Annotated in this window: 25 protein-coding genes and 1 pseudogene; 7 read left to right on the forward strand and 19 right to left on the reverse strand. The window is 66.1% G+C overall.

Features of this window, described 5'->3' with window-relative positions; all coding sequences use genetic code 11:
- Positions 1-9 precede the first annotated feature (9 nt).
- Genes ACFW0H_RS03245 through ACFW0H_RS03265 form a run of 5 tightly spaced genes read right to left on the reverse strand, consistent with a single transcriptional unit; the run spans position 10 to position 3,254 of the window.
- Positions 10-699 carry an SGNH/GDSL hydrolase family protein gene (locus ACFW0H_RS03245; RefSeq protein WP_422912460.1) on the reverse strand — a complete coding sequence of 230 codons (690 nt, stop codon included), beginning with the start codon at positions 697-699 and terminating at the stop codon, positions 10-12.
- Entirely contained in the window at positions 696-1,877 is a 1,182-nt protein-coding gene (gene purT, locus ACFW0H_RS03250; protein WP_422912461.1) for a formate-dependent phosphoribosylglycinamide formyltransferase, read from the reverse strand. The genes ACFW0H_RS03245 and purT overlap by 4 nt, the downstream gene beginning before the upstream one ends.
- Positions 1,878-1,896: 19 nt before the next feature.
- Positions 1,897-2,106, reverse strand: a complete 210-nt coding sequence (locus ACFW0H_RS03255) for a DUF1289 domain-containing protein (RefSeq protein ID WP_422912462.1) — start codon at positions 2,104-2,106, stop codon at positions 1,897-1,899.
- Positions 2,106-2,630, reverse strand: a complete 525-nt coding sequence (locus tag ACFW0H_RS03260) for a gamma carbonic anhydrase family protein (protein WP_422912463.1) — start codon at positions 2,628-2,630, stop codon at positions 2,106-2,108. Before ACFW0H_RS03260 ends, ACFW0H_RS03255 begins: the two co-directional genes overlap by 1 nt.
- A gap of 21 nt (positions 2,631-2,651) precedes the next feature.
- A complete protein-coding gene (locus ACFW0H_RS03265; RefSeq protein WP_422912464.1) occupies positions 2,652-3,254 on the reverse strand; it encodes a CoA pyrophosphatase in 603 nt (200 codons plus the stop codon).
- Positions 3,255-3,423: 169 nt separating this feature from the next.
- Here ACFW0H_RS03265 and ACFW0H_RS03270 point away from each other — a divergent pair, with 169 nt between their 5' ends.
- A complete protein-coding gene (locus ACFW0H_RS03270; RefSeq protein WP_377696410.1) occupies positions 3,424-3,978 on the forward strand; it encodes an NUDIX hydrolase in 555 nt (184 codons plus the stop codon).
- Between the two features lie 42 nt (positions 3,979-4,020).
- On the forward strand, positions 4,021-4,524 hold the full coding sequence (locus ACFW0H_RS03275; protein WP_422912465.1) for a L,D-transpeptidase family protein: 504 nt from the start codon (positions 4,021-4,023) through the stop codon (positions 4,522-4,524).
- 97 nt (positions 4,525-4,621) lie between these two features.
- On the opposite strand, the gene ACFW0H_RS03280 is transcribed toward ACFW0H_RS03275, so the two are convergent.
- From ACFW0H_RS03280 to ACFW0H_RS03290, 3 genes are all read right to left on the reverse strand, one after another.
- The gene (locus ACFW0H_RS03280) at positions 4,622-4,981 is read right to left on the reverse strand and encodes a PilZ domain-containing protein (RefSeq protein WP_422912466.1); all 360 of its coding nucleotides are present in this window, start codon (positions 4,979-4,981) and stop codon (positions 4,622-4,624) included.
- 60 nt (positions 4,982-5,041) lie between these two features.
- Positions 5,042-5,464, reverse strand: coding sequence for a DUF4124 domain-containing protein (locus ACFW0H_RS03285; RefSeq protein ID WP_422912467.1), 423 nt, complete (start codon positions 5,462-5,464; stop codon positions 5,042-5,044).
- An 83-nt stretch (positions 5,465-5,547) separates the two neighbouring features.
- On the reverse strand, positions 5,548-5,919 hold the full coding sequence (locus ACFW0H_RS03290) for a tetratricopeptide repeat protein (RefSeq protein ID WP_422912468.1): 372 nt from the start codon (positions 5,917-5,919) through the stop codon (positions 5,548-5,550).
- A gap of 169 nt (positions 5,920-6,088) precedes the next feature.
- Between ACFW0H_RS03290 and ACFW0H_RS03295 the strand changes: the two are divergent.
- Together ACFW0H_RS03295 and pyk are read left to right on the forward strand one after the other, a co-directional pair.
- Positions 6,089-6,892: pseudogene (locus ACFW0H_RS03295) on the forward strand (tetratricopeptide repeat protein).
- A 110-nt stretch (positions 6,893-7,002) separates the two neighbouring features.
- Positions 7,003-8,454: a pyruvate kinase gene (pyk, locus tag ACFW0H_RS03300; RefSeq protein WP_422912469.1), complete on the forward strand. Its 1,452-nt coding sequence runs from the start codon at positions 7,003-7,005 to the stop codon at positions 8,452-8,454.
- Positions 8,455-8,649: 195 nt separating this feature from the next.
- Here the strand turns inward: pyk and ACFW0H_RS03305 are convergent, their stop codons facing one another.
- Genes ACFW0H_RS03305 through ACFW0H_RS03315 form a run of 3 tightly spaced genes read right to left on the reverse strand, consistent with a single transcriptional unit; the run spans position 8,650 to position 11,517 of the window.
- A complete protein-coding gene (locus ACFW0H_RS03305; RefSeq protein WP_422912470.1) occupies positions 8,650-9,423 on the reverse strand; it encodes an enoyl-CoA hydratase in 774 nt (257 codons plus the stop codon).
- A gap of 32 nt (positions 9,424-9,455) precedes the next feature.
- Positions 9,456-10,397 carry an iron-sulfur-binding ferredoxin reductase gene (locus ACFW0H_RS03310; protein ID WP_422912471.1) on the reverse strand — a complete coding sequence of 314 codons (942 nt, stop codon included), beginning with the start codon at positions 10,395-10,397 and terminating at the stop codon, positions 9,456-9,458.
- Positions 10,390-11,517, reverse strand: coding sequence for a GGDEF domain-containing protein (locus ACFW0H_RS03315; protein WP_422912472.1), 1,128 nt, complete (start codon positions 11,515-11,517; stop codon positions 10,390-10,392). The genes ACFW0H_RS03310 and ACFW0H_RS03315 overlap by 8 nt, the downstream gene beginning before the upstream one ends.
- A gap of 213 nt (positions 11,518-11,730) precedes the next feature.
- On the opposite strand from ACFW0H_RS03315, the gene ACFW0H_RS03320 reads away from it, so the two are divergent.
- Complete coding sequence (locus ACFW0H_RS03320; RefSeq protein WP_422912473.1) at positions 11,731-13,254, forward strand: fumarate hydratase; 1,524 nt, start codon at positions 11,731-11,733, stop codon at positions 13,252-13,254.
- A 124-nt stretch (positions 13,255-13,378) separates the two neighbouring features.
- Entirely contained in the window at positions 13,379-15,268 is a 1,890-nt protein-coding gene (locus ACFW0H_RS03325; RefSeq protein ID WP_422912474.1) for an acyltransferase family protein, read from the forward strand.
- A gap of 40 nt (positions 15,269-15,308) precedes the next feature.
- On the opposite strand, the gene ACFW0H_RS03330 is transcribed toward ACFW0H_RS03325, so the two are convergent.
- Together ACFW0H_RS03330 and ACFW0H_RS03335 are read right to left on the reverse strand one after the other, a co-directional pair.
- Positions 15,309-16,193: a carbon-nitrogen hydrolase family protein gene (locus ACFW0H_RS03330; RefSeq protein ID WP_422912475.1), complete on the reverse strand. Its 885-nt coding sequence runs from the start codon at positions 16,191-16,193 to the stop codon at positions 15,309-15,311.
- Complete coding sequence (locus ACFW0H_RS03335) at positions 16,190-16,780, reverse strand: GNAT family N-acetyltransferase (protein WP_422912476.1); 591 nt, start codon at positions 16,778-16,780, stop codon at positions 16,190-16,192. Before ACFW0H_RS03335 ends, ACFW0H_RS03330 begins: the two co-directional genes overlap by 4 nt.
- A gap of 113 nt (positions 16,781-16,893) precedes the next feature.
- Between ACFW0H_RS03335 and ACFW0H_RS03340 the strand changes: the two genes are divergently transcribed.
- Entirely contained in the window at positions 16,894-17,292 is a 399-nt protein-coding gene (locus ACFW0H_RS03340; protein ID WP_422912477.1) for a nuclear transport factor 2 family protein, read from the forward strand.
- Positions 17,293-17,554: 262 nt separating this feature from the next.
- Here the strand turns inward: ACFW0H_RS03340 and ACFW0H_RS03345 are convergent, their stop codons facing one another.
- From ACFW0H_RS03345 to ACFW0H_RS03370, 6 genes are all read right to left on the reverse strand, one after another.
- On the reverse strand, positions 17,555-18,136 hold the full coding sequence (locus ACFW0H_RS03345; RefSeq protein ID WP_422912478.1) for a DJ-1/PfpI family protein: 582 nt from the start codon (positions 18,134-18,136) through the stop codon (positions 17,555-17,557).
- A gap of 102 nt (positions 18,137-18,238) precedes the next feature.
- Positions 18,239-18,853 (reverse strand): DUF2846 domain-containing protein, encoded by a 615-nt coding sequence (locus ACFW0H_RS03350; RefSeq protein ID WP_422912479.1) that lies wholly within the window; start codon positions 18,851-18,853, stop codon positions 18,239-18,241.
- Between the two features lie 89 nt (positions 18,854-18,942).
- Positions 18,943-20,100 carry a phospholipase D-like domain-containing protein gene (locus ACFW0H_RS03355; protein WP_422912651.1) on the reverse strand — a complete coding sequence of 386 codons (1,158 nt, stop codon included), beginning with the start codon at positions 20,098-20,100 and terminating at the stop codon, positions 18,943-18,945.
- Entirely contained in the window at positions 20,097-20,678 is a 582-nt protein-coding gene (locus ACFW0H_RS03360) for a YceI family protein (protein WP_422912480.1), read from the reverse strand. Before ACFW0H_RS03360 ends, ACFW0H_RS03355 begins: the two co-directional genes overlap by 4 nt.
- 233 nt (positions 20,679-20,911) lie before the next feature.
- Complete coding sequence (locus tag ACFW0H_RS03365) at positions 20,912-21,961, reverse strand: alkene reductase (protein ID WP_422912481.1); 1,050 nt, start codon at positions 21,959-21,961, stop codon at positions 20,912-20,914.
- 15 nt (positions 21,962-21,976) lie between these two features.
- Complete coding sequence (locus ACFW0H_RS03370) at positions 21,977-23,140, reverse strand: MFS transporter (RefSeq protein WP_422912482.1); 1,164 nt, start codon at positions 23,138-23,140, stop codon at positions 21,977-21,979.
- Positions 23,141-23,163: the final 23 nt, after the last annotated feature.

The following is a 23,163-nucleotide window of genomic DNA, read 5'->3' on the forward strand; positions in this document are numbered from 1 at the left end:
CGCCTCGCCTCAGACGCGGTAACCCAGCGGCGATGGATGGTAGCCATCCGGCGCCAGGAACTCCGGGCGCATCTGCAGACGGGTGGCGCAATACCCCACACCTTCCCGCAGCGCCAGCTCCCGCAGCTGGCGATCCAGCAGGCGTGCGCGCCAGCCCAGCAACTGGCGTAGCAGCCAGGGCAAGGCACTGAAGTGCTGCAGCGGCGGCACGCCAGCCAGGGCGACCTGGGCACCGCGCTCGACGAAGTGCCGGGCCAATCCCGCAAGCGAGTCCCGCCAACTGTGGCTGGAGCTGAAATGGGTGGTGTCGTTGACGCCGAAGACCAGCAGCACCAGGTCGACGGGCTGTTCCGCTACCTGAGGCAGCAGCCGCTCCAGGGCTTCGTCAGCGGTGATGCCGTTCTCGCCGCAGGCACGCCAGGCGACCGGCCGCCCGAGGCGCGCGGCCAGGGCCGCCGCCAGTTGGCCAGCCAGGGCAAAATCCAGGCAGGAGGCGCCGACGCCGGCGACGGTGGACTCACCGATCAGTAAAAGACGCAGGGGCTCGCCTTCCAGCTCGCCCCCGGCCAGGCCGCGCTCGGGCCCGGCGGCGGGTGTCAGGCGCAAGGCGGTATGGCGGGTGTGCACGGCCATGGGCAACGCCAGGGGCAGCAGCGGCAGCGCCACCGCCCACCAGCACAGCCCGGCCAGGTGGATCACAACTGGACGTCGACCGCCTGGGCCGAACGGGTCGCCTTGGCCCGCGCCAGGTCGGTGGACTCGTCCCGCGCCAGGGCCACGCCCATGCGACGCTGGCCGTCCACTTCCGGCTTGCCGAACAGACGCAGGGCGGTGTCCGGCTCGCTGAGGGCGGCGCCCAGGTTGCCGAAGCTGACCTGGCTGGACTTGCCTTCGACCAGGATCACCGCCGAGGCGGACGGTCCCGTCTGGCGGATGGCCGGGATCGGCAGGCCGAGGATGGCCCGCGCGTGCAGGGCGAATTCGGACAGTTCCTGGGAGATCAGGGTGACCAGGCCGGTGTCGTGGGGGCGCGGCGAGACTTCGCTGAACCACACCTGGTCGCCCTTGATGAACAGTTCGACGCCGAACAGGCCGCGGCCGCCCAGGGCCTCGGTGACGGCCTGGGCGATGCGCTCGGATTCGGCCAGGGCCTTCGGGCTCATGGCCTGGGGCTGCCAGGATTCGTGATAGTCGCCCTTCACCTGGCGGTGGCCGATGGGGGCGCAGAAGCTGGTGCCGCCCACATGGCGCACGGTGAGCAGGGTGATCTCGTAGTCGAAGTCGATGAAGCCTTCGACTATGACCCGGCCCTTGCCGGCGCGACCGCCTTCCTGGGCGTAGTCCCAGGCGGCCTTGAGGTCGGCGTCGGATTTCAGCACCGACTGCCCCTTGCCGGAGGAACTCATGATCGGCTTGACCACGCAGGGGTAGCCGACGCTGGCCACGGCGGCGCTGTATTGCTCATAGCTGTCGGCGAAGTGGTAGGGCGAGGTGGGCACGCCCAGTTCTTCAGCGGCGAGACGGCGGATGCCTTCGCGGTTCATGGTCAGCTGTGCGGCGCGGGCGGTGGGCACCACAGTGAAGCCTTCGGCTTCCAGCTCGACCAGGGTGGCGGTGGCGATGGCCTCGATCTCCGGCACGATGTAGTGCGGCTTTTCCTGTTCGATCACCGCACGCAGGGCGGCGCCGTCGAGCATGCTGATCACGTGGCTGCGATGGGCCACCTGCATGGCCGGGGCGTCGGCGTAACGGTCGACGGCGATCACTTCGCAGCCCAGGCGCTGCAACTCGATCACCACCTCCTTGCCGAGCTCACCGGAGCCGCACAGCAGTACACGGGTCGCGCTGGGCGACAAGGGGGTTCCAATACGGGGCATGTCGTTTCCTCGGGGGGAGTCAAGAAACCTGGGTCGGGGGCGTCACGAACAGGCCACTGGCCTTGGCGCGCTCGAAGCAGCGGACCAGCACTTCGCGGCGCTCGGCGTTGTCCATGCGACCCCAGCGGGTGATTTCATCGGCGCTGCGCTGGCAGCCGCTGCAGATGTCGTGGTCGTCCAGCACGCAGACCTGCACGCAGGGCGAGCGGACGGGGCGTTCGGTGTCCATCAGTCGTCCTGTTCCGCCAGGTCGCGGGCATAGCGCTGGGCGTTGTGTACATAGTGGGCGGCGCTGGCCTCGAGCATCTTCTTCTGCTGCTCGGTGAGCTCGCGCACCACCTTGCCGGGGGAGCCCATGACCAGGGAGCCATCGGGGATTTCCTTGCCTTCGGGAATCAGCGCATTGGCGCCGATGATGCAGTACTTGCCGATTTTCGCGCCGTTGAGCACCACGGCGTTGATGCCGATCAGGCTGAAGTCGCCCACCGAGCAGCCGTGCAGCATGGCGTTGTGGCCGATGGTGACGGAGCGGCCGATGTTCAGCGGATAGCCCATGTCGGTGTGCATCACGGTGCCGTCCTGGACGTTGCTGTTCTCACCGATGTGGATCAGCTCGTTGTCGCCGCGCAGTACGGCGCCGAACCAGACGCTGGCACCGGCGTCCAGGCGAACCTTGCCCACCAGGGTGGCAGTGGGGGCGGTCCAGCTGTCCGGGTGGGCTTCGACCCGGGCGGTTCCAAGGCGGTATTTCATCAGGCGCTCCTCGAGCGGGGCTTATTTGAGTTTTATGAAGTTCTCGGGCGCGCGGGTCATGTCGATCCCGGCGTCGTACACCAGGTTGACCAGCTCGACGACCATTATCGCGGTCAGCCCCCAGATCTTGTATTCGCCGTACTGGTAACTGGGCACGTACCAGCTGCGGCCGAGGTAGTCGATGCGGTGGGTCACCTGGCGCGGGTCGTCGCGGAAGAACTCCAGCGGCACGCTGAAGACGGAATCGATCTCGCCGTGGTTGGCCTTGTACTGGACGAAGTCCGGGACCAGCCCGACAAAGGGGGTGACCTTGATGCCGTGGCGGGAAACCAGGGGGCTGAGGGGGCCGATGATTTCCACCAGTCCCGGAGGCAACCCCACCTCCTCTTCCGCCTCGCGCAGGGCGGTGCGGATCAGATCCTGGTCTTCCGGATCGCGGCGGCCGCCGGGAAACGCCACTTCACCGCCGTGGGTGGACAGGCCGCTGGCGCGCAGGGTCAGGACCAGCTCGGGCTCGTCGCTACGGGTGACCGGCACCAGCACCGCGGCTTCGGGGAAGTGGCGATCGGTTACCAGGGTTCTCGGGGAATAGCTCTGCACGCGACGGAGCAGGTCATCCAGCATGGACGTTCTCGTTGTTCTCGACTGCCGGGCATCATGGCATGAACCACCGGACCGCCCAACCCCCGGACCGACAGGGCGCATCATTCACCATCCGGGGGTCGGCCCCCCGCGGCTTGCCGTGCGACACCATGCCGCGCCAAGATGGGCGCCTGAGCCCCGAGGATCTTTGATGAAATTCTGCAGCCAGTGCGGCGGGCCGGTGGTCCAGCGCATTCCCGAAGGCGACAATCGCCTGCGCTACGTATGCGACAGCTGCCACACCATTCATTACCAGAACCCGCGAATCGTCGCCGGCTGCCTGCCAGTCTGGGGTGAGCAGGTGCTGCTTTGCCGCCGCGCCATCGATCCGCGCAAGGGCTACTGGACCCTTCCCGCCGGGTTCATGGAGAACGGCGAGACCATGGAGCAGGCCGCCACCCGCGAAACCCTGGAGGAAGCCTGCGCGCGCGTGCGCAACCTCAGCCTCTATACCCTCTTCGACCTGCCGCACATCAGTCAGGTGTACACCTTCTTCCGCGCCGAACTGGTGGACCTGGACTTCGCGGCTGGTGACGAAAGCCTGGAAGTGCGTCTGTTCCACGAACGGGAGATTCCGTGGTCCGAGCTGGCTTTTCCGACCGTGGGCCGTACCTTAGAATGTTACTTCGCCGACCGCGCCGGCCAGGTCTTCCCGGTGCGCAACGAGCCGCTCGCGCCGTTGCTGGCCTACTACAAGAAAGCCTGACCGCCAAACTGCTTACGAGAACACTGTGGGGATGCTGTGCCGATGCGCTGGTTGCTAGTCGTACTATTCATGAGCCTTGCCGCTCTCGCCCAGGCAAGCACCTCGCCGACACTCGGTGGCAAGGCCATCGACAAGGTTCTGGTGGTGAAGTCGGAGCGCAAGCTGCTGTTGATGAACCGCGGGGACGTGCTCAAGTCCTATCGCATCTCCCTCGGCAAGGTGCCAGCCGGCCCCAAGCTGCGTGAAGGCGACCAGCGCACCCCGGAAGGCTTCTACTGGATCGACTGGCGCAAGACCAGCGACAAGTTCAACCTGGCCATGCACATTTCCTACCCCAACGCCCGCGACGCCGCCAAGGCTCGGGAAAAGGGCGTTTCCCCGGGCGGCATGATCATGATCCACGGCACCCCGCTGGATGAGGAATACCCGGAGTGGTACTTCCACTCCCTGGACTGGACCGAGGGTTGCATCGCCATGAAGAATGCGGACATGCGCGAAATCTGGAGCCTGGTGCAGGACGGCACGCTGATCGAGATCCGGCCCTGAGTCCATCCACTGCAAAAAGGCGCCTTCGGGCGCCTTTTTCATTTCTCGCCCACACCGAGGCCTCCGGCGCCGGCCGGATGCAAAATTTCAGACAGACTCAGGCCGAGGCGGCCAGGGGGCGAAAGCTGAAATAGAAGCGCAGGGCGTCGATGAGGTCGGCGTACTCGGCAGGCGAGGCCACCAGGGAGAAGCCCGAATCGTAGTTCCCGGGGTTCACGTCTTCGTGGCACCACTGGCAGTTGGCGCAGAAGTCGACGAAATGCACTTGCCCATCCTTGCCAGGAATCTTCAGCCGCATGTCGAAGCGTGCCCCCACCAGCATGGGCAGCTGGCTGATCAGCATCAGGCCATCCATGGAGACATTGCCCAGGTAGCCCATGGGCTTGTCGGTGATGCGATTGAACACCTTCAGGTAATAAGGCAACTGATGGCGTTCGATATGGCGCTTGGTCGGCATGATATCAAATCGCTATTAATGGTACGTGAGTATGAACCTGTTGCAGCTCCAGACCAAACATCAAATACATTCGCGAGCCAGTTGCTCAGCCAGTTTGCGACGGAAGGTCTCGATCTGATCATCAGTGTAGTACTGGCGCTCGCCGCGCTCGTCGAGCTGGTAAAACGAGCCGCCGCGGTTCAGCTGGTCCTGCTGTTCGCGCAACTGGCCACACTTCTTCTGTTGCTGCCCCCTCGCCTCGGCGGAACGGCTGGCCGCCACCGCCTGCTCCTGGCGGCGGGCGTCGTAGAACTTCGCCGTGCGCGCTTCCCGCTCCCGGGTCGCCTGGTCGCGCTCCACCACCTGCGGCTTCACCGACACCTGTTCGGCACCCGCCTGGGGTTTTTCGCTGAAATGCACCTGCCCCTGGGCATCGGTCCAACGGTAGATCTCGGCACCGGCCAGGGCCGGCACCAGCAGGAGGCAACACAACAGTCGGCGCATTCCTTGGCTCCTCGGGTAGATGGTCAGCTTAGTCCCGGCCGCGCGCCGCTCAAGCAGGCAACGACCGACGGCGGGGTTGGGTATCAGAGCGGCGCCCCACTGCTCCTCGCGCCGCTTTCGCCCAGGCGGCCGAGTTGCTGCAGTGTCTCCAGGCGAGCCCTGGCCCGGTAGGCATATTCGCTGGTCGGGTAGCGGGCGATGATGAACTGGTAAGTCTGCGCCGCGTCGACGAACAGGTGCTGACGCTCCAGGCACTGGCCGCGCAGCAGCGAGATTTCCGGCTGCAGGTATGGCCGGGAGCGGCTCTTGCGCTCGGCCTTGGACAGTTCGAGCAGTACATCCTCGCAATCGCCGTTTTCAAAGGAGCGGTAGGCACTGTTCAGATGGTGGTCGAGGGACCAGCGCGTACAGCCGGTCGTGGCCGCCAGCAGCGTGAAGATGATCAGGGTTCGCATGGTTGGTTCCTCCGTCCACCGGAATATCGGCCGGGCGCGCCGCTTCTTCAGTCCACCGCTCGATGGCGAAGCGCCAAGCATAACCTCCGATTGGTCCTGCTGCCGCCCGCCCCGGACGGCAATGCGCCACTGCTAGACTCGCGGCGTCCACTTCGGCCCCGGTCCCGTCATGCATTCCAAGCGCCCTGCCCTGCTCGCCCTCTGCTTCCTGCTGGGCGCCTGCTCCCCCACCACCCCCTTGTTCGTCGCCCAGGTCACCACCAACGAAGTGGTGGAGTACAAGGCGATGAAGAGCAAGCGCATGGCCGCCGCGGTGGAAGAGGAAGGCGACCTGCTCACCTACAGCGCCATGGCCATACGCGACGCCAGGAGCGCGGAGGCCGAGGAGCTCTACCTGGTTGGCTATCGCGACGACGCATTCAGCGATGACGTGCGCGCCATCGCCCTCTATCAGATCGGCCTGATCTACATGAGCCGCTACAACGACCAACGCGACGACGCCAAGGCCCAGGCTTACCTGGAACGGGTGCTGAACGAATTCCCCGGCAGCCGCGTCGCCGAACGTGCCCAGGCGCGCATCCTGATGCTCCACCAACGGGCGAAGGACCCGGTGCGCAAGACCTCTCGCGAGTTGCTCGCCACGTGACACCCCAGCAACAACCTTGACCTCTACAAGCCGGGCCTGGACCCGGACATGACCCTGCTGTCCCGCCGGGCGGTGCTCAAGGACCGCGTCGCCGAGGCGGAGGACCTCTACCTGCTGGCGCTGTCCGACGCCCACGTGCAGCCGGATATCAAGGAAAAGGCCCTCTACCAGCTGGCCCTGATGTACATGGCCCCGGACAACCCCCACGCCAACCGCGACAAGGCCATCGGCTACCTGCGCCGGTTGCTGGCGCAGTTCCCCGAGAGCGATCTGAGCGAAAAGGCCTCGCGCCACCTCGACCAGATACTCAATCGCAATGCCTCCTGAAACCGTTTGGCGGACCAAGTGAAACAATTCAGCGGGTAGTGAAAAGTAACCATGACTACAGTCTTTTCGCGTAGTAGCCTCGGGCTCTGCTTGAAAAATGGAGTCCTCGCATGCCCTTCCGCCGCACAAAAATCGTCGCCACCCTCGGCCCGGCCAGCAACTCCCCGGAGGTCCTGGAGCAACTGATCATCGCCGGGCTCAACGTCGCCCGCCTGAACTTCTCCCATGGCAGCCCCGAGGAACACAAGGCGCGCGCCCGCCTGGTGCGCGAGCTGGCCGCCAAGCACGGCCGTTTCGTCGCCCTGCTCGGCGACCTGCAAGGGCCGAAGATCCGCATCGCCAAGTTCACCAACAAGCGCATCGAACTGAAAGAAGGCGACAGTTTCCGCTTCTCCGTCACCCATCCGCGCGATGCCGGCAACCAGGAAGTGGTGGGTATCGACTACCCGGACCTGGTCAAGGACTGTGGCGTGGGCGACGAGCTGCTGCTGGACGACGGCCGCGTGGTGATGCGCGTGGAAGCCACCACCGCCGACGAATTGCAGTGCCGCGTGACCATCGGCGGCCCGCTGTCCGACCACAAGGGCATCAACCGCCGTGGCGGCGGCCTGACCGCGCCGGCCCTGACCGCCAAGGACAAGGCCGACATCAAGCTGGCCGCGGAAATGGAACTGGACTACCTGGCCGTCTCCTTCCCCCGCGACGCTGCCGACATGGAACTGGCCCGCCGCCTGCGCGACGAGGCCGGCGGCAAGGCCTGGCTGGTGGCCAAGATCGAACGCGCCGAAGCGGTGGCCGACGACGAGGCCCTGGACGGCCTGATCCGCGCCAGCGACGCGGTGATGGTGGCCCGTGGCGACCTCGGCGTGGAAATCGGCGACGCCGAACTGGTGGGCATCCAGAAAAAGATCATCCTGCACGCCCGCCGCTACAACAAAGCCGTGATCACCGCGACCCAGATGATGGAGTCGATGATCCACAGCCCGATGCCGACCCGCGCCGAGGTTTCCGACGTAGCCAACGCCGTGCTCGACTACACCGACGCCGTGATGCTCTCCGCCGAAAGCGCCGCCGGCGAATACCCGGTGGAGGCCGTGCAAGCCATGGCGCGCATCTGCCAGGGCGCCGAAAAGCATCCCGACACCCGCCGCTCCCATCACCGCATCGGCCAGACCTTCGAACGCTGCGACGAGAGCATCGCCCTGGCGTCGATGTACACCGCCAACCACTTCCCCGGCATCAAGGCCATCATCTGCCTGACCGAAAGCGGCTACACCCCGCTGATCATGTCGCGCATCCGCTCCTCGGTGCCGATCTTCGCCTACTCCCCCCACCGCGAGACCCAGGCCCGCGTGGCGCTGTTCCGTGGCGTCGAGACCATTCCCTTCGACGCCGCCGCGCTGCCGCCGGAGAAAGTCAGCCAGATGGCCGTGGACGAGCTGCTGCAACGCGGCGTGGTGACCAAGGGTGACTGGGTGATCCTGACCAAGGGCGACAGCTACACCACCCAGGGCGGTACCAACACCATGAAGATCCTCCACGTGGGCGATCTGCTGGTCTGATCCAGCCTGGAACGAAAAAGCCGCCCCTCGGGGCGGCTTTTTTCATGGTGTGGACTGAAACCTTGTAGGGGCGAATTCATTCGCCAAGCAGGCCGAAGGTCTGCCCCGCACCGCCGAGGGGGGCAGCGGAGCTGCCCTTGGCGAATGAATTCGCCCCTACAGCATCAACGCCCACCAGCAACAGTACGCGCGTCCTCACACGAACTTCGAGAAATCCGGCTTGCGCCGCTGGGTGAAGGCCGACAGTGCTTCCACCGCTTCCGGCGAACGCAGGCGCTGGCTGAACAGCTCGCCTTCTTCGGTGATGACCCGGCGCAGTTCCTCACGGCCGGGCGCCTGCATCAGGCGCTTGCTGTCCGCCAGGGCCGAGGGCGCCAGGTCGAGGAAGCGCAGCGCTGCTTCCTTGGCGCGGGCGAAGGTCACCTCGCCATTTTCCAGGGCGGCATTGGCGATGCCCCAGCTGGCGGCCTGTTCACCGGTGAAGCCCTCGCCCAGCAGCAGCAGCTCCGCCGCCTTCGCATGGCCAAGCAGGCGCGGCAGGATCAGGCTGGAGCCGAACTCCGGGCACAGGCCGAGGTTGACGAAGGGCATCTTCAGCTTGGCATCGCCGCTCACGTAGACCAGGTCGCAGTGCAGCAGCAGGGTGGTACCGATGCCTACGGCCGGGCCGCTCACGGCGGCCACCACCGGCTTGGGGAAGTCGAACAGCGCGCGCATGAAACGGAACACCGGGCTGTCCATCCCGCTCGGCGGCTCCTGCAGGAAGTCGACGATATCGTTGCCGCTGGTGAAGCACTCCTCGCTGCCGGTGATCAGCACCACACGGACCTCGCGGTCGTCCCGTGCCGCATCCAGCACCTCGGCCATGCGGCTGTACATGGCGCGGGTCAGGGCGTTCTTCTTGTCCGGGCGGTTCATGCACAACGTCAGCAGGCCCTGCTCGCGCTCGACCAGAATGTGCTCGCTCATGGGAAATCCTCGATGTACTTGGGCCCGCTTCTTCAGGCTTCGCGGGTCAGGAAGGAATCGGCCAGCAGCTGATTACGGGGCAGGCCGGCCAGGTAGAGCCGGCGTGCGAACTCCTCGACGCTGGCGGGGTGGCCGCAGAGTAAGGCGATGGTTTGCCGCGAAACAAGCCGGAATTGCGCCAAAACCTCTGGCAGCTCGGCCGGCGTGATCATCTGGACGGCCAGCCCCGAATGGCTTGCAGCCAGTGGGATGAGGGATTTGGCCAGATAATGGCCGCTGGCGTCATGGGCCAGATGAATGATGCGGATGGGCCCCTGATGATGATTACGCAACGCCTCCCGCAGCAGCCCCCAGAGCGGCGCCAGTCCGGTTCCCGAGGCCAGGAAGAGCAGCGGCCGGCCGTCCCACGAAGGATCGTAGTGGAGCGCACCGCCGTGCAGTTCGCCCAGGCGCAGCTTGTCCCCCGGCATCAGGCGGCGGGCGCGGTCGCTGAACAGACCGGGATGGCGGCAATCGAGGTGGAACTCCAGGAACTCATCGGTACCGGGCAGGCTGGCCAGGGAATACGGACGGGCGACACCTTCATCATTCCAAAGCAGCAAGTGCTGGCCGGCGCGGTAACGTAGCGGTCGCTCGGGAGCGAGATAGAGGCGCAGCACGTCCGGTGCGGGCCATTCGACGGCGGTCACCGCAGCCTCCATACCGTCGCGGGATGGGTCGAAGACCTCCACCACCAGGTCCTGCACCACCAGGCACTGGCAGGACAGTCGCCAGCCCTCGGCGCGCTGGCTGGAGTCCAGTGCCTCGGGTTTCGCATCCGCCGGTTCGCCCGCCACGCAGCGCACCAGGCACGCATGGCAACTGCCCGCCCGACAGCTGTAGGGCACCTTGCATCCGCCCGCATTGAGGGCGTCCAGCAAGTTGCTGGCAGGCGCCACGGTCCAGCGTTTTCCGGAAACTTCGAGTTCAGGCACCCTGCCCCTCCCAGGCTGCGTCGCAACGGTTCCGCCCGCCGCGCTTCGCCCGATAGAGTGCCTGATCCGCCCGCTGCAGCGCATCATCCAGATCGTCCCCGGCGACCAACAGGGTCATGCCCGCCGACAGGCTCAGCCGCTCCACCTGCACACCCACCGGTTCGGCGCCGGCAAAGGCCTCGCGCAGCCGTTCACAACAGGCGGTGAGGCGATCCGCATTGCAATTGGGGACCAGCAGCACGAACTCCTCACCGCCATAGCGCGCCAGCACATCGCCGTCGCGCAGGCAGGCCCGCGCCACCGCGGCGAAGGTCTGCAGCACCCGGTCGCCGGCGGCGTGGCCGTGGGCGTCATTGATCCGCTTGAAATGGTCGAGGTCGATCAGCGCCAGGCCGTGCAGGCGGTTGGCCGCCAGATTGTCCAGCTCGCGGCCGGCCAGGCGCAGGAAATGACGGCGATTGAACAACCCGGTCAACTCATCGGTGGCCACCAGGTCCTCCAGCTGACGCATCATGCCGCGCAGGGTGTCCTGGTGCGCCTGAAGTGCGAAGCGGCGTTGACGCATGCGCTGGCGCAGCGCCTGGACATAACTGGCGAACAGGCTCAACCAGACCATCAGCACGAACAGCACGCAAACCTGCAGCAGTGCCAGGGCCGGGTCGGGCAGCTGCATCCGATAGGCCTCGAACAGGTTGAGGCCGGCGAAGGCGAAGAAGCCGATCGCCGCGCAACGGGCGAATACCCCGGGCTTCAACTGGAAAATGCCGAACAGCATGATCAGCACGTAGACCGCCAGCAGGGTGCCGCGGGCATTGTCCAGCATGGTCATCAGCCAGGTGTTCCAGCCCAGGGCGAGCAGCACCTGGGGCTCGGTCAGGCTGGGGTCGGAAAAGCGCAGGTTGTGTCCGTTGGCGAACAGCCAGAACAACGCGAGTTGGGAAAGGACCACCAGACCGCTGGCGATCAGGGCGGTGGATGCGGGCCCCCGGAACAGCCCCCCGAGCAGGGCGATCCAACACAGCAGGAGAATCATCGAGTAGGTCGCCACGGCCATGCCAAAGCGCTTCAGCAGCAGACTCTGCAAGGCTCTATGGCTGACCCGCTGGCTGGATGGCCTCATGGACTCCTTCCCGTAATGGCACAATGCCTCCAATTTACTCTTGTGATCACAAATTTCCTAGTGCGTAGGAAGTGTCCGACAACCGACCATGGTCGACCACCGACGACTGTGCCCGGCGGGTGGCACGCGCTATACTGCGGCGCCTTTTTTAGCCTCGCGCGCCGGGTCGTGGTCCGGCGCTTCCCTGATGTTCCCTCCAAGAGGAGCGCACCCATGACCGTGATCAAGCAAGACGATCTGATCCAGAGTGTCGCCGACGCCCTGCAGTTCATCTCCTACTACCACCCCGTGGACTTCATCCAGGCCATGCACGAGGCCTACCTGCGCGAAGAGTCGCCCGCCGCGCGCGACTCCATGGCGCAGATCCTGATCAACTCGCGCATGTGCGCCACCGGCCACCGCCCGATTTGCCAGGACACCGGTATCGTCACCGTGTTCGTCCGCGTCGGCATGGACGTGCGCTGGGACGGCGCCACCATGAGCGTGGACGACATGATCAACGAGGGTGTGCGTCGCGCCTACAACCTGCCGGAAAACGTCCTGCGCGCCTCCATCCTGGCCGACCCGGCCGGCGCCCGTAAGAACACCAAGGACAACACCCCGGCGGTCATCCACTACTCCATCGTTCCCGGCAACACCGTGGAAGTGGACGTCGCGGCCAAGGGCGGCGGCTCCGAGAACAAGTCGAAGATGGCCATGCTCAACCCGTCCGACTCCATCGTCGACTGGGTGCTGAAGACCGTTCCGACCATGGGTGCCGGCTGGTGCCCGCCGGGCATGCTCGGCATCGGCATCGGCGGTACCGCCGAGAAAGCCGCTGTGATGGCCAAGGAAGTCCTGATGGACCCGATCGACATCCACGAGCTGAAGGCCCGCGGCCCGCAGAACAAGATCGAGGAAATGCGCCTCGAGCTGTTCGACAAGGTCAACCAACTGGGCATTGGCGCCCAGGGCCTGGGCGGCCTGACCACCGTGCTCGACGTGAAGATCATGGACTACCCGACCCACGCCGCTTCCCTGCCGGTGTGCATGATCCCCAACTGCGCCGCCACCCGTCACGCCCACTTCGTGCTCGACGGTTCCGGCCCGGCCGAACTGGAAGCTCCGCCGCTGGACGCCTACCCGGAAATCGTCTGGGAAGCCGGCCCGTCCGCGCGCCGTGTCGACCTGGACAAGATCACCCCGGAAGAAGTGCAGAGCTGGAAGCCGGGCGAGACCCTGCTGCTCAACGGCAAGATGCTCACCGGCCGTGACGCTGCCCACAAGCGCATCGTGGACATGCTGAACAAGAGCGAAGAGCTGCCGGTGGACCTGAAAGGTCGCTTCATCTATTACGTCGGCCCGGTCGATCCGGTGCGTGACGAAGTGGTTGGCCCGGCCGGCCCCACCACTGCCACCCGGATGGACAAGTTCACCCGCCAGATCCTCGAAAGCACTGGCCTCCTGGGCATGATCGGCAAGTCCGAGCGTGGCCCCATCGCCATCGAAGCGATCAAGGACAACAAGGCCGTCTACCTGATGGCCGTCGGCGGCGCCGCCTACCTGGTGGCCCAGGCGATCAAGAAGTCCAAGGTCCTGGCCTTCGCCGAACTGGGTATGGAAGCCATCTATGAGTTCGACGTGAAGGACATGCCGGTGACCGTTGCGGTCGACACCAATGGCGAGTCGGTGCACATCACCGGTCCGGCGATCTGGCAACAGAAGATCGCCGAGAACCTGGCGGTGGAAGTGAAATAAGCCACTGACGCAAGAACAAATGCCCGGCACAATGCCGGGCATTTCGTTTGCTGGGCGGTTCCAATTTCCCACGCAAACCGCCAGCGACATTGGGTGCCCACTGCCCGAGGATGATCTGCCCAGTATGAACACCTACGTCGGTCCTTCCCTACGCAAGGACGCCGCCTTCGCCAGCGCCCCCAGATCGCCAGCATCCGATCTCTCGATGCGCAATGACGTCCAGGGGCTGCGTGCCATCGCCGTGCTGGCGGTGATCATCTTCCATGCGAACAAGGCCTGGCTCCCGGGCGGATTCATCGGGGTCGATATCTTTCTGGTGATATCCGGCTTCCTGATCACCTCCATCATCCTGCGCCAGCGGGAACAGGGGCGCTTCAGCGTCAAGGACTTCTACCTGGGCAGGTTCCGGCGCATCGTCCCGGCCTATCTGGTGTTGCTGGTGGCAGTGACGGCCGTGATGGCGGCCCTGCTGACCCCGACCGATTTCAAATTCTTCAAGAAGAGCCTCAACGCGGCGCTCTACTTCAACAGCAACCATTATTTCGCCGGATTCGGCGACTACTTCGCTCCCAGCGCCCACGAACTTCCCCTGCTGCACACCTGGTCCCTGGCCGTGGAGATGCAGTTCTACCTGATCCTGCCGCTGCTCCTGGCCCTGGTCCCGGCACGCCTGTACAAATGGCTGCTGCCGGCCCTGGTGCTGCTGGTGACCGCCTACGTGGGCTACCGCCTCGCCGACAGCGGAAACCGGCAGGCGACCTACTTTTCCCTGCTGGCCCGCATTCCCGAGTTCCTCGTCGGTTCCTGCCTGGCCGTATTAAAACCCGGCGGCATCTCTTCGCCGCGCCTGGCCAGCGTCCTGGCCTGGATCGGGCTGGCAGCCGTGGTCGGCAGCCTGGTCTGGATCGACGAGTCCCGTGCCTTCCCGGGCTGGATCGCGCTGCTGCCCTGCCTCGGCGCCGTGCTGATGATCGCCTCGCGGCACGGCCCGGTCAGCCGCTTCCTGTCAACCGGCCCCATGGTCTGGATCGGCGGCCTCTCCTACTCGCTGTATCTCTGGCACTGGCCGGTTCTGGCGGCGATTCGCTACTACACCGGCAGGTACGAACTACAACCTGTCGAGCTGCTGGCATTCGCCCTGCTCACCCTCAGCCTGTCCTACCTGTCCTACCGATGGATCGAGCGCCCATTCCGCTCCGCCGGCAACCTCCGCACAACGCTTGCGCGGGTCCTGGCGCTGGGTATCGTGGCGGTTCCGCTGATCGCCACCTCCAGCAAGCTCAATGGCTCCATCACTGTGCCGCTTCCCGTCGAACAGACTCGCTATGCCGTGGATGCGGAGATCTGCCACGGCAAGATAGTCGGCGACTGCACCCACGGTGACCGGACCAGCCCGGAGACGCTGCTGGTCCTCGGCGACAGCCATGCCGCGCAATTGAACCTGTTCTTCGACGCGGTGGGCACGACCAACCACTCTGCGGCCCGGATCATCACCGGCAGCAGCTGCGTGACCATCCCGGGGTTCGACGTCGAACGCCTGCCCGACTGGGCCCAGCCCCCGTGCACCGCGCAGATCGCTGCCGCAGAACCCTTCATCCGCAGTGCGCAGAAGATCGTGATCGCGGCCATGTGGCAGTACCAGGTCCAGAGCCCGGCGTTCCTGCAGGCCTTCGAGCGATTCCTCGACAGCACCGACGCCAAGGGGCAGAAGGTGCTGGTGATGGCCCAGCTGCCAATGTTCGACTCGGACATGCTGCGGATGAGCCGCTTCGAGCAACTGCACCTGCCGGTCAGCCGCACGCTCAATGGCCAGTGGCAGGCCGCCAACTCCACAATCGCGAAAATGGTCGCCCGGCACCCGTCCGCACGCTTCCTCGATCTTTCCGGGGATCCGCTGTTCGCCTCCGCGCCCTTCGCCGACAACACCCTCATCTATCAGGACAAGCACCACCTGAACGAGATCGGTGCACGTCGCTATGGCGAAGTGGCTGCCCCCTACTTCCGAGACTTCTGACTGCGAGCCGCAGCGTTGAATGCGTGCGGCGGTCCCGGGGTCAGCTCCGGAGCAAGCGCGCCTGCTCGAACTGCTCCGGCCAGTCGCGGCGGGTGAAGACCTGGCCTTCGGCGCGCACCCGGCGCACCTCGGCCAGGTCCAGTTCGCAGACCAGCCAGCGGCTGGTGGCCGGGCAGAGCTCCGCGCTCTCGGCGATCACCCCATCGCTCGGCATGCCGTAGTCCGGTGGCACATAGAGGCCGGCGCGGCCGATGTTTTCGTCGAGGGCCGGCGACCAGGGCGCCAGGCCCACAGTGGGCGCCTGCAGTACCGCGATCTGGTTTTCCAGGGCGCGGGCCTGGGCGCCGATGCGCACACGGTGGTAGCCAGCCTCGGTATCGGTGCAGCTGGGGGCGAGGATCAGGTCGACGCCGCCTTCGGCCAGGCTGCGCGCCAGCATGGGGAACTCGTTGTCGTAGCAGATCAGGATCCCCAGGCGCCCCAGGCTCGTGTCGAACACCCTGAGCCCCTGCCCCGCCGCAATCCCCCATTGCTCGCGCTCGAAGCGGGTCATGATCAGCTTGTCCTGGTAGCCCAGTTCGCCGCCGGGGCCGAACAGCCAGGCGCGGTTGCGGTACCGGCCATCGGCATCACGCACCGGCAGGCTGCCGGGCTGCAGGTAGACGCCGAGCCTCGCCGCGATACCGGTGCATAGGGCCCGCCAGTCCTGCAGCAACGGCTGGATGCCTTCGATGGACGCCTGCAGGTCGCCGCGCTGCTCCGCCGGCAGTTGGCCGGCCAGCACCAGGCCGGCGTACTCCGGCAGCACCAGCAACTTCGCGCCCTGGCCCGCTGCCTCGGCGCAGAGACTCTCCAGATGGGCGGCATAGGCTTCCCAGCTTTCATGGAGTTCGATGGCGTACTGGCAGGCGGCGATCCTGATCATGGGGTGAGCTCCTTGAGCCAGAAGGACATGGGCTTGGCCGACTCGCTGTCTTCGTCCAGGTCGCGCCAGTGGTATTCGGTGCGCAGCTCCGGATGATGGCGATAGCCGCGTCGTACCCAGAACTCGTTGAGCGGATGGTAGCCGGGCGGCCGGCGCGGGTGGTCGAGCGGACGCTCCACCGCGCAGAAGGCGCAATGGTCGAAACGCCCCAGACGCCGCGCGTAGGCTTCGCGTTCGGCGAAAAAAAGCACGCCGCGGCCGCTGCCCCGGTACTCGGCCAGCAACACGGACTCGCCGAAGTAGAAGATCCGCTCCGGGTTCCAGCCCTGCTCGCGGAACGGGCGCTGAAATTCCTCGGTCTCGTCCATCATCGGCAGGCCGGTGGACACCCCCACCACCCGCTCCCCGTCCAGCGCCAGTACGAACAGGCTCTCCGGCGACTCGGCATAGGTCGACAGGTAGCGCGCTTCGTATTCCAGCGTGCCGTCGTAGAGGTAGGGAAACTCGCGAAACACCGTCAGACGCAGGCGCGCCAGGTCATCGATGTGGGGCGCGATGGCAGCGCCCTGGAGTAGGCGGATATGCATGGGAGAGGTCGTTCTGGCGATGTGGATGACGCGTCTGGCTAAGTCGGGCTCGAGCCATGACCCTATCATCCCGGGCACGGACCGACTGACCTCATTGCGACAGGAACCCAACCATGACCGCTATCGAACTCGTGCAAGCCTATTACGACGCCTTCAACGCCGGCGACATGCCGACCTTCCTCGGCCTGCTCAGCGAGGACGTGGTGCACGACATCAACCAGGGCGAGCGCCAGCAGGGCAAGGCCGCATTCGCCGCCTTCATGGACAAGATGAATCGCTGCTACAAGGAGCGCCTGTCCGACATCGTGGTCATGCAGAGCGTCGACGGCAGCCGCGCCGCCGCCGAATTCGTGGTTCACGGCCAGTACCTGGCGAACGACGAGGGCCTGCCGCCCGCCAAGGGTCAGACCTACGTGCTGCCGGCCGGCGCCTTCTTCCATATCCACTGCGGCAAGATCGCCCGCGTGACCAACTACTACAACCTGAACGACTGGGTGGAACAGGTCTGCTGATCAGGAAATGCTCCGAGCCCCTGAAGCTTCCCGGATTTCATTGGGCCATGGACGGGTGAGCACTGAGTAGGGTGGATCACGCTCCATCGATCCACCAGCGGAGCCCGGCATGACACCGGTGGTGGAAACAAAAAATGGTTTCCACCCTACGTGTCTGCAAGCGCGGCGCAAGGGTGGATCACGCTCCACCGATCCACCAACGAAGCTCAGCATGGCCTCGACGGTGGAAACAAAAAGCGGTTTCCACCCTACGGTTTCCGCATCAGAGGTCGATCTTCGTCCCGAGCAGCTTGAGGAAGGCCGCCAGCCAGGCCGGATGGGCCGGCCAGGCCGGGGCGGTCACCAGGTTGCCCTGCACATGGGCGGCATCCACCGGGATATCCACATACTTGCCGCCGGCCATGCGCACTTCCGGGCCACAGGCCGGGTAGGCGCTGCATTCGCGGCCCTCCAGCACACCGGCGGCGGCCAGCAGCTGGGCGCCATGGCAGACGGCGGCGATGGGCTTGCCGGCCGTGTCGAAGGCCTTCACCAGCTCCAGGACTTTCGCGTTCAGACGCAGATACTCCGGCGCGCGGCCGCCGGGGATCAGCAGGGCGTCGTAGTCCTCCGCCCTGGCCTTGGCGAAATCGAAGTTGAGCGCGAAGTTGTGGCCGGGCTTCTCGCTGTAGGTTTGGTCGCCTTCGAAATCGTGGATGGCGGTGCGCACGGTCTGCCCGGTGATCTTGTCCGGGCACACGGCATGCACCGTATGGCCGACCATCAGCAGCGCCTGGAACGGCACCATGGTTTCGTAGTCTTCGGCGTAATCGCCAACCAGCATCAGAATCTTCTTCGCGGCCATGTCGAATCCTCCTCCTGGATTGGAAGCCCTGAGCTTCAAAGGTTAGCCAATTATCTCCGACGCCCTTTCGCGAAAGCTACCAACCGAGGCGGATGGTCGGCTTCAGATGCCGATCTTGTCCAAGGCACGGCCGATGCCGCGCCAGAAGCCCTGCTGTGGCCGTATCCGGCCGCCGTTGGCGGCAAAGCGCTCGCTCGGCTGCACCTGGCGGGTCGCGGCGATTTCCTCGCGGCCCAGGGACTCCTCCACCCGTTGCAGGGGCCCGCTGCCGGGACCACCGGGCTGCCCGCTGTTCTTCGGCGGCGGGTCGAGTTCGTCGTAGCGCAGGTAATAGGTGCGCCCGGCGCTGGCATCCAGGGCAAAGGACGTGATGATCGTGAAGTCCAGCGGCCCCTCGGCGAACAGCGTCCAGTAGCTGCCGAACAGCGGTCGGCGCATTTCCAGCCGGTAGCTGGCGGCTTCGAATTCCAGGGCCAGGTGGCCATTGCTCGGCAGGCTGCCGATCAACTGGTTGTCGAGGAAGATGCCGGGAGCTTCCAGTTCCTGGTCAGCCCAGTCACTGCGCGGCCGATAGAGGTAGACCAGGGCGTGCCCGCCATCATGCGGTGAATCGGCCTTGAACAGCGGCCCGTCGGGGGCGCCGAAAAAGGCGCCGGAGGTGGAACAGCCGCCCAGCACGGCACAGGCCAGCAGAATCGGCAGGTATCGGCGGCCCATGCAGCCACTCCCTCTCGTCGTTGTCGGGCAAGCCTAGCCGTGCCTCGATCCGCGCACACCCGACGAAAGTGCGGCCCGCCCGCAGCGTATTAGCGGCGGCGGTCCAGCAGGTTGACCACCACCCGATCCAGCCATCCCCAGAGTCGCTGGCGCAAACGCTTGAACAGTGGGCGGGCATGCCAGTCGTCCAGGGTGATCTCGCGGCTGTCGGCAAAGTCCTGGCGCATGCAGGCGTCCACCGCCAGGGTGAATTCCGGGTCCAGCGCCTCCAGGTTGGCTTCCAGGTTGAAACGCAGGTTCCAGTGATCGAAGTTGCAGGAGCCGACGCTGACCCAGTCGTCGGCCAGCACCATCTTCAGGTGCAGGAAGCGTTGCTGGTACTCGAAGATCCGCACGCCGGCACGCAGCAGACGCGGGTAATAGCGCTGGCCGGCGAATCGCACCGGCGGGTGGTCGGTGTGCCGGCTGGTGAGCAGCAGGCGCACCTCGACGCCGCGCCGGGCCGCCTTGATCAGGGCGCGACGGACCTTCCAGCTCGGCAGGAAATAGGGCGTCGCCAGCCAGACGCGGTTGCGCGACGTGCGAAGGCTGCGGACCAGCGACTGGACGATGTCGCGGTGCTGGCTGGCGTCGGCGTAGGCCAGCCGCCCGAGCCCCTCCCCCACCGCCGGATAAGGCGGCAGATGGGCCAGGCCCGGCGCCTCGCCCGGCTTCCAGGGGCGGCGGCCGAGGTTGGCCAGCCACTGGTAGTCGAAGATCAGTTGCCAGTGCGCGACCAGCGGCCCTTCGATGGCCACCATCACCTCATGCCAGCGGCTGGTCTCCTGGCTGGGGTTCCAGAACTCGTCGGTGGAGCCGGTGCCGCCGATGAACGCCACGCGGTCGTCCACCACCAGGATCTTGCGGTGGTCGCGGTACAGGTTGCTGAACCCGCGCCGCCAGCGCAGCGGGTTGTAGAACTGCAGCAGCACGCCGGCCCCGGTCAGGCGCTGGCGCAGCGCCGTGCCCAGCTTCAGGCAGCCAAAGCCGTCGAACAGGCAGCGCACCCGCACCCCACGCACGGCAGCCACGCAAAGGGCGTCCACCAGGGCCTCGCTGCATCGGCCGTCTTCCACCAGATAGAGCTCCAGCGCGACCTGGTGTTCGGCGCGGGCAATGGCGGTGAGCATGGTCGGAAAGAACTGCGGGCCGTCGATCAACAGCTCGAAGCGGTTGCCGGACTTCCAGGGGAAGATCTGCCCCATCAGCGCTCCGTAAAGATCAGCACGGCACCGACCGGCACCGACAGGCTGATGCCCGGCAGGCCGGCCAGCCGGCGCAGCCCATCCAGCGCCGAGGTCAGGCCGAAGTCCTCCACCTGCAGCACCAGCGGCGCCAGGGTCACCACCTGGAAGCGGTGGTCGTCCAGGCGCGTGGCCAGGAGTTCGGCGCGGTACTGCTGTTCCTTGTCGCGAATCCTCACCTTGAGCGGCAGGCCCAGTTCCAGCTGGGCACCCGGGGCGAGGTCGGTGATCGGGCGCAGGTCGAGCTGGGCGCTGACCTCGGCCTCGGGGTACTTGGCAATCTCGAAGAACTGCTCCCGCAGGCGCTGGTCGCGCAGCGGCACCCCAGTGCTCACCGATTCCAGATCGATACGCAGGCGCGCGTTGCCGCCGCCGGCGATCTTGCCGTGCAGGGTGAGGAAGCGGTGCACCTCGGAGATGCTGCCGTTCTTGGTGGAGATGAAGGAGATGCGCGACGACTCGTTGTCCAGATACCAGCTGGCCTGGACCGGCAGGGCCAGGGCGCCGAGCAGGGCAATGAGGGGGCGTATCGATTTGTGCATGCGGGCTTCCTTTGGCATGTCGCTGACGGCGGAAAGACTCGGGCCGGGTTCCATTGGTCACAAGGATCGCGTCCGGGTTCCGCCGCGAGCCGGCGAAATTCCAGCCGGTGAGCGGGCAATGGGTGCAAAGCTACCAGAGGAAATGGATTTTTGGGCGCGGCAACGCGTTTCCCCACCAACGGAAAAAGCCCCGGCCTTGCGGCACGGGGCTTTTCCAACGGCGGCGGCGCTGCTTACAGGCGCGGATAGTCGATATAACCCACCGGGCCCTTGGCGTAGAACAGTTCGGGGCGAGGCTCGTTCAGCGGCGCGTCCAGGCGCAGGCGCTCGGGCAGGTCGGGGTTGGCGATGAAGGGGATGCCGAAGGCCACGGCATCGGCCTTGCCGGACTCCAGCCAGTCGCTGGCGCTGTCCCGGGTGAAGCGCTCGTTGGCGATGAATACGCCACCGAAGGCTTCCTTGAGCTGCGGCGAAAGGCTGTCTTCGCCTTCCTTCTCACGGGCGCAGATGAAAGCCACGCCCCGCTTGCCCAGTTCGCGGGCGACATGGCCGAAGGTGGCCTCCAGGTCCGAGTCGCCCATGTCATGGGAGTCGGCGCGCGGCGACAGGTGCACGCCGACGCGGCCGGCACCCCACACCTTGATCGCCGCATCGGTGACTTCCAGCAGCAGGCGGGCGCGATTCTCGATGGAGCCGCCGTACTGGTCGCTGCGCTTGTTGGTGCTGTCCTGAAGGAACTGGTCCAGCAGGTAGCCGTTGGCGGCGTGGATCTCCACCCCGTCGAAACCGGCAGCCTGGGCGTTCTCGGCACCCACGCGGTAGGCCTCGACTATGTCGGCGATCTCCTCGGTTTCCAGGGCGCGGGGCACCGGGTAGTCACGCAGCGGGCGCAGCAGGCTGACGTGGCCCTTGGCGGCGATGGCGCTGGGCGCCACCGGGGCTTCGCCGCCCAGGTAACTGGGGTCGGAGATGCGGCCCACGTGCCACAGCTGCAGGACGATCTTGCCGCCGTTGGCGTGCACCGCCTTGGTGATGTTGCTCCAGCCCTTCACCTGCTCGTCGGACCAGATGCCGGGGGTATCCGGGTAGCCGACACCGAGGGGGGTGACGGAGGTGGCTTCGCTGATGATCAGACCGGCGGATGCCCGCTGGGTGTAGTACTCGGCCATCAGCGCGTTGGGCACGCGGCCTTCGTCGGCGCGGCAGCGGGTCAAGGGCGCCATGATGATGCGGTTGGAAAGTTCCAGGTCGCCAATCTTGATCGGGTCGAAGAGTGTGGTCATGTCGTATTCCTCGGGTCAGTCGAGCGCTGCTTGCAGCTCGGAATTACGGTTGCTGAAGGTGAGCAGGGTCGCGACCAGGGCGAGGATCGCCAGCACGGCAGCGGCCAGGGGAACAGTGGTGAGGCCGAAGCCCTGGCCGATGACCAGGCCTCCGACCCAGGCGCCGAGGGCGTTGCCCACGTTGAAGGCGCCGATGTTCAGGGTGGAAACCAGGTTCGGCGCGGCACTGCCGAAGTTCACCACGTTGACCTGCAGGGCCGGCACCGCGGCGAAAGCCGCCGTGGCCCAGAGGAACAGGGTGATTTCCGTGGGGATCAGCGCGGCGCTGGTCCAGGTCAGGGCGCTGGAGCCGATGGCCAGGGCGATGAACACGCCCATCAGGGTCTGCGCCAGCTTCCAGTCCGCCAGGCGGCCGCCGATCACATTGCCCAGGGTCAGGCCCAGGCCGATCAGCAGCAGGCTCCAGGTCACGCCACGGGGCGAGACGCCGGTCACCTCGCCCAGCAGCGGCGCGACATAGGTGAAGATGCAGAACACCGCGGCGGAGAACAGCACGGTGGTGGACAGCGCCAGCCACAGGCCGGCGCCACGCAGGGCGGCGAATTCGGCGCGGATGTCGGTGGCCTCTTCATCGTGCTGGCGCGGCAGCACACGCCAGAGGCCGATCAGCGCGGCGATGCCGATCAGGGTCACTGCCCAGAAGGTCGAGCGCCAGCCAGCGGCCTGGCCAAGGGCCGTCCCCAGGGGCACGCCGAGGACGTTGGCCAGGGTCAGGCCGGTGAACATCAGCGCGACGGCGGACGCCTTGCGATTGGCCGGCACCAGGCTGGCAGCGACCACCGAACCGATGCCGAAGAAAGCGCCGTGGCAGAGCGCGGTGATCACCCGCGCCAGCATCAGCAGGCCGTAGTTGGCGGCGATGGCGCAGAGCAGGTTGCCGACGATGAACACCCCCATCAGCACCAGCAGCGCCTTGCGGCGTGGCAGCCGGGCGGTGGCCATGGCCATGATCGGCGCGCCGATGGCCACGCCCAGTGCGTAGCCGGTGACCAGCCAGCCGGCGCCGGGGATCGATACCCCCAGGTCCGCGGCGACTTCGGGCAACAGGCCCATGATGACGAATTCGGTGGTGCCTATCGCGAACGCGGACAAGGCGAGGACGAGAAGCGCAGTAGGCATGGGCCTGCTCCTTGGAAATTTCG

Origin of the sequence: Metapseudomonas cellulosilytica, assembly GCF_049334135.1 — a bacterium.
Classification (GTDB): domain Bacteria; phylum Pseudomonadota; class Gammaproteobacteria; order Pseudomonadales; family Pseudomonadaceae; genus Metapseudomonas.

Excerpts from the sequence above, each read along its gene's own strand:
- ACFW0H_RS03360 (WP_422912480.1), bottom strand. The coding sequence starts at position 20,678 with ATGCACAAATCGATACGCCCCCTCATTGCCCTGCTCGGCGCCCTGGCC.
- ACFW0H_RS03265 (WP_422912464.1), bottom strand. The coding sequence starts at position 3,254 with ATGCTGGATGACCTGCTCCGTCGCGTGCAGAGCTATTCCCCGAGAACC.
- ACFW0H_RS03270 (WP_377696410.1), top strand. The coding sequence starts at position 3,424 with ATGAAATTCTGCAGCCAGTGCGGCGGGCCGGTGGTCCAGCGCATTCCC.
- ACFW0H_RS03305 (WP_422912470.1), bottom strand. The coding sequence starts at position 9,423 with ATGAGCGAGCACATTCTGGTCGAGCGCGAGCAGGGCCTGCTGACGTTG.
- ACFW0H_RS03285 (WP_422912467.1), bottom strand. The coding sequence starts at position 5,464 with ATGCGCCGACTGTTGTGTTGCCTCCTGCTGGTGCCGGCCCTGGCCGGT.
- ACFW0H_RS03290 (WP_422912468.1), bottom strand. The coding sequence starts at position 5,919 with ATGCGAACCCTGATCATCTTCACGCTGCTGGCGGCCACGACCGGCTGT.
- ACFW0H_RS03345 (WP_422912478.1), bottom strand. The coding sequence starts at position 18,136 with ATGGCCGCGAAGAAGATTCTGATGCTGGTTGGCGATTACGCCGAAGAC.
- ACFW0H_RS03340 (WP_422912477.1), top strand. The coding sequence starts at position 16,894 with ATGACCGCTATCGAACTCGTGCAAGCCTATTACGACGCCTTCAACGCC.
- ACFW0H_RS03365 (WP_422912481.1), bottom strand. The coding sequence starts at position 21,961 with ATGACCACACTCTTCGACCCGATCAAGATTGGCGACCTGGAACTTTCC.
- ACFW0H_RS03370 (WP_422912482.1), bottom strand. The coding sequence starts at position 23,140 with ATGCCTACTGCGCTTCTCGTCCTCGCCTTGTCCGCGTTCGCGATAGGC.
- ACFW0H_RS03350 (WP_422912479.1), bottom strand. The coding sequence starts at position 18,853 with ATGGGCCGCCGATACCTGCCGATTCTGCTGGCCTGTGCCGTGCTGGGC.
- ACFW0H_RS03330 (WP_422912475.1), bottom strand. The coding sequence starts at position 16,193 with ATGATCAGGATCGCCGCCTGCCAGTACGCCATCGAACTCCATGAAAGC.
- ACFW0H_RS03320 (WP_422912473.1), top strand. The coding sequence starts at position 11,731 with ATGACCGTGATCAAGCAAGACGATCTGATCCAGAGTGTCGCCGACGCC.
- ACFW0H_RS03315 (WP_422912472.1), bottom strand. The coding sequence starts at position 11,517 with ATGAGGCCATCCAGCCAGCGGGTCAGCCATAGAGCCTTGCAGAGTCTG.
- ACFW0H_RS03335 (WP_422912476.1), bottom strand. The coding sequence starts at position 16,780 with ATGCATATCCGCCTACTCCAGGGCGCTGCCATCGCGCCCCACATCGAT.
- ACFW0H_RS03275 (WP_422912465.1), top strand. The coding sequence starts at position 4,021 with ATGCGCTGGTTGCTAGTCGTACTATTCATGAGCCTTGCCGCTCTCGCC.
- ACFW0H_RS03325 (WP_422912474.1), top strand. The coding sequence starts at position 13,379 with ATGAACACCTACGTCGGTCCTTCCCTACGCAAGGACGCCGCCTTCGCC.
- ACFW0H_RS03260 (WP_422912463.1), bottom strand. The coding sequence starts at position 2,630 with ATGAAATACCGCCTTGGAACCGCCCGGGTCGAAGCCCACCCGGACAGC.
- pyk (WP_422912469.1), top strand. The coding sequence starts at position 7,003 with ATGCCCTTCCGCCGCACAAAAATCGTCGCCACCCTCGGCCCGGCCAGC.
- purT (WP_422912461.1), bottom strand. The coding sequence starts at position 1,877 with ATGCCCCGTATTGGAACCCCCTTGTCGCCCAGCGCGACCCGTGTACTG.
- ACFW0H_RS03280 (WP_422912466.1), bottom strand. The coding sequence starts at position 4,981 with ATGCCGACCAAGCGCCATATCGAACGCCATCAGTTGCCTTATTACCTG.
- ACFW0H_RS03255 (WP_422912462.1), bottom strand. The coding sequence starts at position 2,106 with ATGGACACCGAACGCCCCGTCCGCTCGCCCTGCGTGCAGGTCTGCGTG.